Source organism: Gammaproteobacteria bacterium, from assembly GCA_013151035.1.
Lineage (GTDB): Bacteria > Pseudomonadota > Gammaproteobacteria > JAADJB01 > JAADJB01 > JAADJB01.
Genome location: JAADJB010000015.1, coordinates 107,233 through 120,431, shown reverse-complemented (window position 1 = coordinate 120,431; position 13,199 = coordinate 107,233). Strand labels below are relative to the sequence as shown.

Genomic DNA, 13,199 nt, shown 5'->3' with positions numbered 1-13,199 from the left:
CCGATGGTTTGAATGATGGTGGTGATGTCTGTGATCTGGATGATGATAACGATGGTCTGACGGATGTGGAAGAGGCCGCCGCTGGTACTAATCCACTATTAGTTGATACCGATTCGGATGGTGTCAATGATAATATCGATAACTGCCCTGTTGACGCCAATACGAATCAGACGAATACCGATGGTGTGAATGATGGTGGTGATGTCTGTGACCTGGATGATGATAATGATGGTACCAGTGATATTGATGAGATTGCGAATGGTACCGATCCATTAGTACCTTTCTTTAGTCTTGACGACGATACGATCTCCCTGGTCGGTGGTGATACCCATACCATTACCCTGGAAGGTGCTGTGAGCCCGAGTTGGGCACTGGGTGCGAGTGGTGGGCCATTTGGTGTCCTGTCCGGTACAGCGGCTGATTCCAGGCTCTTTACTGCCAATACCGGATTGACCGGTTTTGAGACCCTGGTAGTGAATGATACCTTGAACGGTAATCCGATCAGTGACAGTGTGGTGATTGGTGTCTATGCACAGATGGCAACGGATATCACGACTCAACGTGGTATTGAGGTGGGTTCTACCTTGCAGATTAATGCAACCGGTGGTGATGTCAGTGGTTATCGTTATACCAGCACCTCCACATTGGTGGCTACGGTCAGTGGGACCGGTCTGGTGACCGGTGTTGCTGCAGGTACTATAACGTCAACGGTCGATGATCAGCGTGCCTATGATGGTGATACCGCTGTTAATAATACAACGACCGCACAGATTGAAGTGGTTGATCCGCTGACGGTCGCGCGTGTGACGGTCTATCTGGATACCGATACCAATACCACATCAACGATTGTTGCCAGTGGTGCCAAGGGGGCTTATACCTATGGTTCCGGCAATACGGCGGTTGCTGCGGTGAGTAATACGGGTGTGATTACGGCGGTCTCGGCGGGTACGGCGACGATTACAGTGACGGATGGAACCTATAGCAATATCACCACAACGGTAGCGGTGATCGTTAATACACCATTGTTGCTGAATGATAGTGATGGTAACCCGATTACGGGTACACAAACAGTGAGCAGTGGTAGTAGTCTGACCTTTACCCCATCCGGTGGCGGTGCCAATAATGATGTTCAGGTAACCGGCCCGGGAGGTAGCTGTGCGGCCTGTGTGACTGAGAATCTGGATGGTACCGGTACCTTTAATGCACCGACCACAGGCGCCTTTGCCGGTGAATATACGGTGACCTTTACCGATACCGATAGTGGCTTTGAGACCACGATGACGATCTCGGTACCATTAACGATATCGGTATCCGGTAGCGGCAATATCCTGGAGACAGATACCACGCAACGTATTATCGTAGAGGGTGGTGCCACCGGTGATGCCTATACCTTTACCGTGTTTGATGCAGCGAGTGCTGAGGATACTGCCGGGGCAATTGCCGTGGTAGCAGGTGCCACAGCGGCTAATAATACTGCAATGGGTAATCCTGTATGGGGCATGATCACACCCTCCGATGTGACGTTGTTGACGGGCTTCAGTGTACGGGCAACCAATACTACGAATGGTTCACTTGCCGCTGTCACCCAAGCGGGTCTGCGTGTGGTGCCAACAGTGATCTATAGTGGCGTGATTGTTAATGCTGCGGGTAATGCAGTTGATGGCACCGAAGGCAATCCAGCGTTGATGGTCTATGCGCGTGATCTGGATGATTCGGCACCGGTCAATGCCACGGGTCAGTTCTCTATCGTGATGCCTGAACCACCAACAGGTGCTGCGGATCATTTCTTCCAGGTTGCAGGACAGGGTTATATCACTGCAGAGATGGATGGTGCGGGCTTCATTGGTGCGGATAATACCGCGACCTTCCTCCTGACCGGTGCAGATGCCTCGATCTCGGGTGTGGTAAGTGGCCTGGGTGATGTCGATCAGGCTGAGATCTATGCCTTCTACACCGATGCTGCAGGCGTTGAGCAACGTATTGGCCCATCGGCTGAGGTCGGTAATGGCGCCTATACCATTGGTCTTGATTCCTCGCTGGCTTATACCCGTGTGGTAGCTATTGCCCGGAGTTATCTGGCGGCGGTGAATAGCAATGAGGATACTGGTTTTGACTTGAGTGGTAGCGATGCAACCGAGGTGGATCTGGCGTTGAGTCGAGCCAATGCCTATACCGTGGTGGTAACATCAGGATCTCTGATCTTTACCTTTACCGAGACCGCGAATGAAACCGACATCAGTACCTATGCAGTCACCGCTACAGATAGTAGTGGTGCAGCAGTAACGCCGGCATTAGAAGAGACGGGTGATTCGCTGGTGGCTACCTTTGTGGATGATCAGGACCTGGATCTGTTATTGATTGATGATGCGAGCGGTGATGTCGTGTTTGCCTATCACTATTCAGTAACCGAGCGGGCGGCAACCGATGGTGACGGTCCTTCGGGTAGTCAGCAGATTAATTCAGCGGCCGGTTTTGATGCCAGCTTTAATGGCACCGACCCCGATGCCCTGATGAACTTAGTCATTGTGATCATGCCAGCGAATGGTCTGGATACCAGTGCCATTACCGGTGGTGTTGATTCGGCAACCATCGAGGTCAATCTACTTAATGTAGGTGCTAACGGTGATGCCTCGGCAACCGGTGGTCAGGTGGTTGAGGTTAATCTCAATATTGTTAGTGGCGGTAGTCTGTTGGGTGACACCGAACGTAATGCTGCCCTGCAGGAGATTGTGATTACTATTCCGTTTGATACCAGTGTTATTGCACCGGGTGATATCGAGAGTGGTGTTTACCGGATCTACCAGGCGGATAGTCTAGCCGATTACCAGGCCGGTCGAGTCACCGCAGTGCCATTGACCGATATTATTGCAGTGGATTATGTCAATGGACGGGTGACCTTCCGTGTTGATCACCTGACCGTGTTTGGTGGTGGTGCCGCAGTTGCCAGCTCGGGCAGTGGTTCAGGTGGTAGCGGTCTGTTTGGTTGTAGTGTCAGTAATCAGCCTGTAGCAATGACCGATGCCGCTGATTGGTGGCTGGTAATGGCATTTGTTACCTGGATGGGGTTGTTGATGCTGCGTCGTCGCAGGGTGAGTGCCACTCAGAGGTAAGTGTTGGTGCGTGGTACGGCACCCTACGTAGGGTGCGTACTGCACAACATTTGCCTTGTTAGGCGATCTTTCTTGAAACCAGTTAAATTATACATCGTAGTAACACCATATTGGTTTTATTTGGGGCTTTCTCTATACACAACTAAAAACTGCTGCCAATGCTCGGCATATGATTGTAAATTTGTTGCCTTAGCACAGTACCTTGATGTTCCTCTTATTACAGCTGATAAAAAAATTATTCGGGAATTTCATGAGATTACTCAAGCTGCCAAATCATATCTCGCCTAACATGATGCAACATTGGATGAGGTAGAAACTGGCTCTGGTCATTGTTAGCTAGTTGAGGTTTCTGTCAGATTGTACTACCCTGATAATCAGAATAAAGTTGATGCGAGCTGATGATGGAGTGAGATCGCGCAATCAATTGAGGGATGATTGAAAAATGACCATTTCTTCCTGTAATAGAGTTTTTCTCGCCTGTGAAAGGGCGTTCTGTTATCTGTTTATGACTGTTTTTTTATTTGTTGCGTCTAGTGCTGGCTATGCCATGCCCGATAAAAATGAGGGACATGAATTGCTGATTGCCATTCAGCAACAATCTGAGTGGGAGCCAGGGGTTCAGCGACAGCTGCGCCAGATTGTGTTGGCAGCTGATGGTCGAGGGCAAGTGGTCAAATTTCAGGATGATCGGCCGGTAAAGATTGCAGGATTTCAATATTCCCCCAATGATTTTTTAATCTGGAACGAGGGCCATTATCGAAGCTTTGCTGATAGCTATGTGACAGAACCTATGGATGATGGTTTGCTGGTTGAAGGTGATCCAGCTTTGTTCGGCTTCTTTTTTATTACGGCTAATGAAGTGAAGATTATTGATGTTGAGCAGAATAGTAATCTGGCTCCTTCTGAGTTGACAGCGTTGGCAAAGCACCTGCAGGCTCTGGCTGAAAAGGCTGAATCTCTAACACCTGAAAAATATTATTTACGAGCGATGCCTCTGGGTGTCGGTCAAAGTCGGGAGGTGCGTGATGCTGGGGCTGTTCATTGTCTTGGCAGCCAGGATTTACCGCTAGTCTTGCAGCAAACATTAACGCTGCCGTTATGGCTGTTTCCACTTGATCCGTCTCAGTTTATACGCATTGCAGAATTCTTTCACTCTGACCATAGTGGTGAGTTTGTTTATATTGAACATGATTCAGGTCATGTGTTTCGTATTGACTTATTGCATTGAGATGGCTATTAGTTAGTATTAGTTAGGGTGTATAGAAAGCGGAATATTATAAATATATAACAGAGGAGTAGTATGCTATGCAATTAAGAAAAATGTACGCGCTGTTTTCCATGATGATGTTTTATTTCTTGCTGGGGTGGAGTGCGACGCTTTATGCGGCATCCAGCCCGTTAACCAAACATGATACGACTAGCGGGGTTGGCTTTTTTGATTTAACAGTGACCCTTGACTGGACGCCGGATCAGGCCGATAAGGACGGTCGCCTGAAAACGGCATTTGAGCAGTTTGCCAAAGATACCTTCATGATGACAGAGGGTAAACAAAAGATCCGTAAGTTATTTGTGTTTGTTGATAGCGCACAAATGAATAGTTCGGATATTCGTATGCTTGACAGTGGTGGACGTTCTAACGCGAACCCTGCGGGTCTCTTTAAAAATGGTGCGCGCATCCTGACTTATACTTCCTTCTCATCCGGTACTGTGCGTTCAAATACCTATATCGGTCACACCATTGCTCATGAATTTGCGCATTATGCTCATGCCTTGTATGACGAATACAGTGGTGGTCGAAGCAGTTCTTCGTGGCCGACTACGCCATTATCAGGAGATAATGCTCGCCCAACGATTATGAATAGTCAGGGTACTTATCAGGTATTTAGTACTATTACAGACTACGATACCGCACCGGAGCAAAAGACGGCACAGTGGCGCTATTATGGTTCGTCAGCCTGGGAGACGCTAGTGCGTAATCCAACGAATGATACTCGACCCAGTGCCTATCGTACTAGTAATGGTCGTGTGCGTTATGCTGAATTTAGCGGGGTGACTGCACCTGCGGCTACAGCATTGACAGCACCAACGACGGGATGGGATTCTGATTTTGAAATTATCTATATGGAAGGTGGTTCCATTGCTGTGTTGGTGATTGATGATTCAGGCAGCATGGGTGGTAGCCGAATGACAGCGGCAATCGGTGCCGCTAAGCAATTTATTGATTTGATGAGTCTGGGTGAAAAGGTCGCAGTGGTCGGTTTTGATAGTTCTGCTCGTGTCGACTTTGCGCTGACTGAATTAGTCGATGAAAGCAACCGGACAGCAGCCAAGGCAGCGATTGATGGCCTGTCGGCAGGTGGTGGTACGGATTTCACCAGCGCGCTGGCGACCGCGCAGACCGTTCTTGCGGCAACAACCTCGTCCGATAACCGCTATCTAGTGATGATGTCTGATGGGGAAGCCGATGCACCAGATACGAGTTGGTATCAAACCAATAGTGTACCGATCTATACCATTGCTTTGGGTGATGGTGCTGATGCAACTGTGTTGCAGTCAATGGCAAATGCAACTAATGGTCTCTACGTGAATTCACCAACGAATGAAGAGTTGGCCAATGTCTATGCCGAGGTACGTCGTGCTACGGGTGCGGGTAGTAATGAGACGCTGGCAGCTTCATCAGAAGCCGATTTGCTTACCGGTAATAGCAATACCTGGGTTACTAATATAGGTTCTTCGGATGGATCAACCTTGTTTCGTGTGGCCTGGGTTGCCGGTACGGTCGCTTTTCAGTTAACCGATCCTAATGGCGTCATTATCACACCTTCTAATCTGCCCGATGGAGTGACTTACTCCAATGATAGCAATTATGCGATCTATACCATCGATGCTCCGGCAAATGGTGACTGGACGGCGCAGGTAACCGCAGATGCAGATGGTAATGTGACGTATGAGGTTACCACTCAGAGTCTGTTGAATGTGGCGTTGTTGCTTACGGGCGGTAATTTTCCTGAACCTATTGGTATTATGGCCACAGTAACCGGCCCTGAGGCAGTCATTGGTGCTACTGTAATTGCTTCCATTGAGGTGCCGGTTGGTGCGGATGCTGTTGCGGATATGGCCTTGCGCGATGATGGCGTGGCGCCGGATCAGTTGGCTGATGATGGCGTTTATAGTGGAGTGTTTGCGGGTTATTCGGTTAATGGTGAATATATGTTCAATGTCATTGCCTCAAATCCGGATGGTGTAGCAACATTTGATTCCGCGGGTACTCTGGAGGCAGGGGATGATGCGGCAGCTGTAGCGTTGACCAGTTTCTCACGTGCTGCAGTGGATGATTTGACCGTTGCTGATGTTGTTGAGCAGCCAACTAACTCTGCTAACGCAACATTGCTTTCTGTCGATAATACTACAATGTGGGGTGCTATTACTGTCGATGAGGGTGTGGTCTGGTATAAGTTTAACGCAACACAGGGTGCAACTTACTATATTCAAACCAGTGGTCTGCTTACCTGGGATCTGAATGATATGGCTACGTTACTTACCTTATACGATACCGATGCCACTACTGAGCTGGCTTCCAGTTCGCATTATGATGGTGGTGATGTCTCTTATGTTGAATGGACGGCTCCAGCGACAGATACCTACTATGTGAAGGTGGCTCATGCCAGTCCGGGTACCGGTAGTTATGGTTTGACGGTAGGTGGAAGTAGTGTGTATTCGAATTCATTTGGTGTCAGTTCGAATGCTGTGGGAAGCTCTGGTGGTGGCGGGTTCGGGATCTTTGGCTGTAGTGTGAGTACAAATGCTGATGGTAGTGTTGATCCAACCCTGTTGTTATTGATTCTGGTTGCGGCCTTTGGCTTCATGTTACGGAGGAGATCCAATAGTACAGATGCTTGATCAGAGTATCTCCGGGAGAGGGTTGGTGTCATTTTAAATAAAAAAATCACACCGACCCCTTTTCGTCATAGACTCTTTATCTGAATTGCAGTAAAATTCTTCCTCAGATTAGAAACTGCATCCTGGCTTGTTTAAGTCGCAGTTCTGCAATATTTTGTTTTTGACGGGAATGACTTACAGGTCTTTCCCGTTTTGTGTGTCTGAATGTGGAGGTTCCCTTGAGGAAACCAGCTCTGTTAGCGTTAGAAGATGGTAGTCTGTTTTACGGCGAGGCTATTGGTATTGATGGATCTTCAACCGGTGAGGTGGTTTTTAATACGGCGATGACGGGTTATCAGGAGATCCTGACCGATCCGTCCTATGCACGCCAGATGGTGACCCTGACCTATCCTCATATCGGTAATACCGGCACTAATGCAGAGGATGAAGAATCCAGTGCTATTCATTGTACTGGTCTGATTGTGCGTGACGTGCCCCGGCTTGCTAGTTGCTGGCGTAATCAAGAATCGCTGGAAGGCTATCTTAAGCGTAATAATGTGGTCGGAATTGCCGGTATTGATACTCGCAGGCTAACCCGTATCCTGCGTGAGAAAGGTGCCTTAGGTGGTTGTATCCTGGCGGGTGATGAACTTGATGAGGATCAGGCACTCACTACGGCGCAGGCGTTTGCGGGTATCAAGGGCATGGATTTAGCACAAGAAGTAACGACCGCCGATAGTTATCAGTGGGTTGAGGGCAGTTGGTCGCTGGAGTCGGGTATCGAAAACCGTGATGTGGCTGATCTGCCGCATTATGTGGTGGCTTATGATTTTGGTGTGAAGCGTAATATCCTGCGTATGTTGGTGGACAAGGGTTGTCGGGTAACGGTGGTGCCAGCTAAAACCCCGGTTGCTGAGGTGCTGGCTTTGAATCCGGACGGTGTGTTCCTGTCGAATGGCCCGGGTGATCCCGAGCCTTGCACCTATGCCATTGAGGCGATCAAGACCTTGCTCGATAGCAAGATGCCGATGTTCGGGATCTGCCTGGGGCATCAGTTATTATCCCTCGCCAGTGGTGCCAAAACCATGAAGATGAAGTTTGGTCATCATGGTGCCAATCATCCGGTACAGGATCTTGCCAGTAAGGTGGTGATGATCACCAGTCAGAATCATGGCTTTGCAGTGGATGAAGAGGCTATGCCAACGACCTTGCAGGCGACCCATCGTTCCTTGTTTGATCAATCCATACAAGGTGTGCATCATACCGAGAGTCCGGCATTTGGTTTTCAGGGGCACCCTGAGGCAAGTCCTGGACCGCATGATGTTGCGCCCTTGTTTGACCATTTTATTGAGCTGATGACAGCTAAATCCACTACCTGATAGCGCTTATTCAATATGCCAAAGAGAACTGACCTAAAATCTATCCTTATTATTGGTGCCGGGCCGATTGTTATCGGGCAGGCCTGTGAGTTTGATTATTCCGGTGCCCAGGCGTGTAAGGCGCTACGTGAGGAAGGTTATCGCGTGGTTCTGGTGAACTCGAACCCTGCCACTATCATGACCGATCCCGAGATGGCAGATGCTGTTTATATCGAGCCGATCACCTGGCAGACGCTAGAGCTGATTATTGAGAAGGAACGCCCGGATGCCTTGTTGCCGACTATGGGTGGGCAGACCGCGCTGAACTGTGCGCTGGATCTGGTGCGTGAGGGTGTGTTGGATAAATATAATATCGAGATGATCGGTGCCAGTCAGGATGCCATTGATATGGCGGAGGATCGGGATCGTTTCCGTAAGGCAATGGCCGAGATTGGTCTGAGCACACCCAAGGCCTTTATTGCACACTCTATGGAAGAAGCCAATCAGGTGCGCGGTTCATTGGGTTATCCGGTAATTATTCGCCCCTCTTTTACTATGGGGGGTAGTGGTGGCGGTATTGCCTATAACAAGGAAGAATTTAACGAGATCTGTGAGCGGGGTATCGACCTGTCGCCCACCAATGAGATCCTGTTAGAGGTCTCGGTACTGGGCTGGAAGGAGTACGAGATGGAGGTGGTGCGTGATCGTAATGATAATTGCATCATTATCTGTTCGATTGAGAACCTTGATCCTATGGGTGTGCACACCGGTGATTCGATTACCGTTGCCCCGGCACAGACTCTGACCGATAAGGAATATCAGATCATGCGTAATGCCTCACTGGCGGTGTTGCGCAAGATCGGGGTAGAGACCGGCGGTTCTAACGTACAGTTTGCCATCAATCCGGAAAATGGCGAGATGATTGTCATTGAGATGAATCCACGGGTCTCGCGTTCTTCGGCATTGGCATCCAAGGCAACCGGTTTCCCGATTGCCAAGGTGGCGGCTAAACTGGCCGTGGGCTACACCCTGGATGAGTTGAGTAATGATATTACCGGCGGTGCGACACCGGCATCGTTTGAACCTTCGATTGATTATGTGGTGACCAAAATCCCGCGTTTCACCTTTGAGAAATTCCCCCAGGCGGAGGCCTTGCTGGGTACTCAAATGAAGTCGGTGGGTGAGGTGATGGCGATTGGTCGTAGCTTCCAGGAATCTTTGCAAAAGGCGTTGCGTGGTCTGGAGACCGGGATGGATGGTCTCAATGAGATGCTGGATTTGGAGAATGCCGAGGATGTGGATGCTATTTTGCGTCAGCAGTTGCGTTTCCCTGGCCCGGATCGCCTCTGGTATCTGGCGGATGCTTTCCGTGCCGGTCATAGTCTGGAGAGTGTGTTTGATATGAGCTCGGTGGATCCCTGGTTTTTGAATCAGATCCAGGAGTTGGTTGAGATAGAGGCGGATATCCGCATTGGTGGTCTGCTGGAACTGGATGCCAACAGTCTGTTTGCCATCAAGCAAAAGGGTTTCTCTGATCGACGTTTGGCAACTTTGACGGGTGTATCCGAGGATGAGGTGCGTGCTCTGCGTTATGAGTTGAATGTGCATCCGGTCTATAAGCGCGTGGATACCTGTGCTGCCGAGTTTGCCACCTCAACTGCTTATTTGTATTCGACCTACGAGGAAGAATGTGAGTCCGAGCCGACGGATAACAAGAAAATTGTTGTTCTGGGTGGTGGCCCGAATCGGATTGGTCAGGGTATCGAGTTTGATTATTGCTGTGTGCATGCCGCCTTTGCTTGTCGTGAAGATGGTTACGAAACCATTATGATAAATTGTAATCCAGAGACCGTATCAACGGATTACGATACCTCGGATCGGCTATATTTCGAGTCACTGACGCTGGAGGATGTGCTGGAGATTATGCGCAAAGAAAACCCTCACGGTGTCATCGTGCAATATGGGGGTCAGACCCCATTAAAACTGGCGCGCGCACTGGAAGCAGCGGGTGTGCCGATTATCGGTACCTCACCGGATTCTATTGATCTGGCTGAGGATAGAGAACGTTTTCAACAAATGATTGAATATTTAGGGCTGCTACAGCCACCGAATCGTACCGTGCGTAAAGAGGATGAGGCTTTGGCGTTGGCTGCCGAGGTAGGTTATCCCCTGGTGGTGCGCCCGTCTTATGTATTAGGCGGTCGCGCTATGGAGATCGTCTATAGTGATGAAGATCTGCAGCGTTATATGCGTGAAGCAGTATCGGTATCCAATGATTCTCCAGTATTACTGGATCGCTTCCTGAACGATGCTATTGAGGTGGATATTGATGTCATCTGTGATGGTGAACAGGTGCTGTGTGGCGGCATTATGGAGCATATTGAGCAGGCGGGTGTACACTCCGGTGATTCTGCCTGTTCATTGCCACCCTTTAGTCTGAGTCAGGCCATTCAGGATCGTATTCGTGAACAGGCGACACGCATGGCATTGGAATTGGGGGTTATTGGTCTGATGAATACCCAGTTTGCTATCAAGGGCGATGATATTTATGTGCTGGAGGTCAATCCACGTGCCTCCAGGACGGTACCCTTTGTATCCAAGGCAACGGGTCGTCAGTTGGCTAAGATTGCAGTACGTTGCATGACCGGTAAGACCCTGGCTGAACAGGGTGAGACTGAAGAGACCATCCCGGAATATTACTCGGTTAAGGAATCGGTATTTCCGTTTGTGAAGTTTAGAGGTGTTGATCCATTGCTGGGACCAGAGATGAAATCGACCGGTGAGGTGATGGGTATCGGGCGTGACTTTGGCACCGCCTTTGGCAAAGCGCAACTGGGTGCCGGTGTTGATCTGCCTGAGGTGGGTAAGGTCTTTATTAGTGTGCGCGAGGTGGATCGTGCCGGTGCCGTTACTATTGCCAGTGATCTGGTGGATCAGGGGTATGAGATCATTGCTACTCGTGGTACTGCCAGGGCAATTGATGCCGCAGGCATTCCTTGTGCAGTGGTGAATAAAGTGACTGAAGGCCGCCCGCATATTGTCGACATGATCAAGAATGAACAGATTGATTTGATTATCAATACAACAGAAGGTAAACAGGCGATTGCGGATTCCTATGAGATTCGTGGCTCAGCCTTACAACACAAAATTGCCTACAGCACGACCCTGGCCCATGGTCAGGCGACCTGCATGGCGTTGGCAGCACGCGATACCGCCGAGGTAAGTTGTCTGCAGGATCTGTATTAAGGAGTTATATAGTATGAGTAATAAGGTTCCATTAACAGTGCGCGGTGCCAATGCGTTGCGTGAAGAATTGCAGCACCTTAAGAGTGTAGAACGCCCTCAGGTGATTGAGGCGATTGCCGAGGCACGTGCTCACGGTGACTTGAAAGAGAATGCAGAATATCATGCCGCACGTGAGCAACAGGGTTTTATTGAAGGCCGTATTGCTGATTTTGAGGGTAAATTATCCAACGCCCACATTATTGATGTAACGGAATTGAATCAAAATGGTAAGGTGGTTTTTGGTGTGACCGTGGACCTGGTGAATGAGGATACCGGTGATGAGGTGACCTACCAGATTGTCGGTGAAGATGAGGCCGATATCCAGGCTGGTCAGATCTCGGTGAATTCACCCATTGCCCGTGCTCTGATCGGTAATAGTGAAGGGGATATCGTTGCGGTAAATACCCCGGGTGGGATGAATGAGTATGAGGTCGTAGCGGTTCGTTACGAATAGACCGGCAAGGGTTTACTCGGCCTTTTCGCGATAGATCAGGGCAATATGACCAATACTCTGAATCAGTGTGGCCTGGGTGCGTTGACAGAATTCTGTAATCATCTGACTGCGGCTATCGCGATCCCCGGCACTGACCTTGATCTTGATGAGTTCGTGATGATCTAATGAGCGATCAATCTCCTCGCAAATGGCATCGGTGAGCCCTGCATTGCCAATCATGACGACAGGTTTTAGTTGATGGCCTTTGCCGCGTAGTTTACGTTTTTGTATTTCACTTGGTTTCATTGTGTATTCCTTAGTTGACCGAGTGAATTATACTCAATAAATGGTGTCGTACCAAGGTGATAGTGGGTGATTGTTTAAATAAATAATGGTGCGCGGTGCGCACCCTACCATCGGGTATTTATTCGGTAGGGTGCGTACCACGCACCATCTAAATCGTAACCCGACAAAGAACAAAGAAAGGCAATGACATGGCACGCAGTAAAAGTAGCTCGCGCTGGTTGCGCGAACATTTTAGTGATCCTTATGTGAAGAAATCACAGCAGGAGGGCTATCGCTCGCGTGCCGTTTATAAACTGGAAGAGATCCAGAAAAAGAGTCGTATCATTCGTCCCGGGATGAATGTGGTTGATCTGGGCTCATCTCCAGGGGGCTGGTCGCAATATGCGGCGCCATTGGTGGGTAAATCAGGTAATGTATTTGCCCTGGATATTTTGCCGATGGATCCGATACCTGATGTACACTTCATTGAAGGTGATTTTCGAGAGGATGAGGCACTGGAAAAAATGATGTCGGTACTGGATAATCAGCGCATAGACCTTGTAATGTCGGATATGGCCCCCAATATAAGTGGTATGGAGGCCGTTGATCAGCCCAGGGCGATGTATCTGGTTGAGTTAGCCGCTGATATGGCAGAAAAAACCCTCAAATCGGGTGGTACTTTGTTGGTCAAGGCCTTTCATGGTGAGGGTTTTGATGAGGTTTTCAGGGAAATACGTCAGCATTATGACAAAGTGAGTGCGCGTAAGCCCCAGGCCTCGCGTTCGCGTTCACGCGAAGTGTATTTATTGGCACAGGGTTTCAGGATGTAGTAGTCTTGAGATATGCCGG

General features: G+C 49.3%; 8 protein-coding genes. 7 read left to right on the top strand and 1 reads right to left on the bottom strand.

Translation table 11 applies throughout. The features are described from left to right. From GXP22_03850 to greA, 6 genes are all read left to right on the top strand, one after another. Window positions 1–3,110 (top strand): hypothetical protein (locus tag GXP22_03850; GenBank protein NOX08613.1); only part of this gene is annotated, 3,110 nt, incomplete at its 5' end. A 442-nt stretch (window positions 3,111–3,552) separates the two neighbouring features. Further along, on the top strand, window positions 3,553–4,338 hold the full coding sequence (locus tag GXP22_03845; protein NOX08612.1) for a hypothetical protein: 786 nt from the start codon (window positions 3,553–3,555) through the stop codon (window positions 4,336–4,338). A gap of 77 nt (window positions 4,339–4,415) precedes the next feature. Then, window positions 4,416–7,010 (top strand): VWA domain-containing protein, encoded by a 2,595-nt coding sequence (locus GXP22_03840; GenBank protein NOX08611.1) that lies wholly within the window; start codon window positions 4,416–4,418, stop codon window positions 7,008–7,010. Between the two features lie 218 nt (window positions 7,011–7,228). Beyond that, complete coding sequence (carA, locus tag GXP22_03835; GenBank protein NOX08610.1) at window positions 7,229–8,368, top strand: glutamine-hydrolyzing carbamoyl-phosphate synthase small subunit; 1,140 nt, start codon at window positions 7,229–7,231, stop codon at window positions 8,366–8,368. Between the two features lie 15 nt (window positions 8,369–8,383). Next, entirely contained in the window at window positions 8,384–11,593 is a 3,210-nt protein-coding gene (gene carB, locus GXP22_03830; protein ID NOX08609.1) for a carbamoyl-phosphate synthase large subunit, read from the top strand. Window positions 11,594–11,606: 13 nt separating this feature from the next. Further along, window positions 11,607–12,086: a transcription elongation factor GreA gene (greA, locus tag GXP22_03825; GenBank protein ID NOX08608.1), complete on the top strand. Its 480-nt coding sequence runs from the start codon at window positions 11,607–11,609 to the stop codon at window positions 12,084–12,086. Between the two features lie 12 nt (window positions 12,087–12,098). Here the strand turns inward: greA and yhbY are convergent, their stop codons facing one another. After that, on the bottom strand, window positions 12,099–12,371 hold the full coding sequence (gene yhbY / locus GXP22_03820) for a ribosome assembly RNA-binding protein YhbY (protein ID NOX08607.1): 273 nt from the start codon (window positions 12,369–12,371) through the stop codon (window positions 12,099–12,101). A gap of 188 nt (window positions 12,372–12,559) precedes the next feature. On the opposite strand from yhbY, the gene rlmE reads away from it, so the two are divergent. Next, window positions 12,560–13,180 (top strand): 23S rRNA (uridine(2552)-2'-O)-methyltransferase RlmE, encoded by a 621-nt coding sequence (gene rlmE / locus GXP22_03815; protein ID NOX08606.1) that lies wholly within the window; start codon window positions 12,560–12,562, stop codon window positions 13,178–13,180. Window positions 13,181–13,199 lie beyond the last annotated feature (19 nt).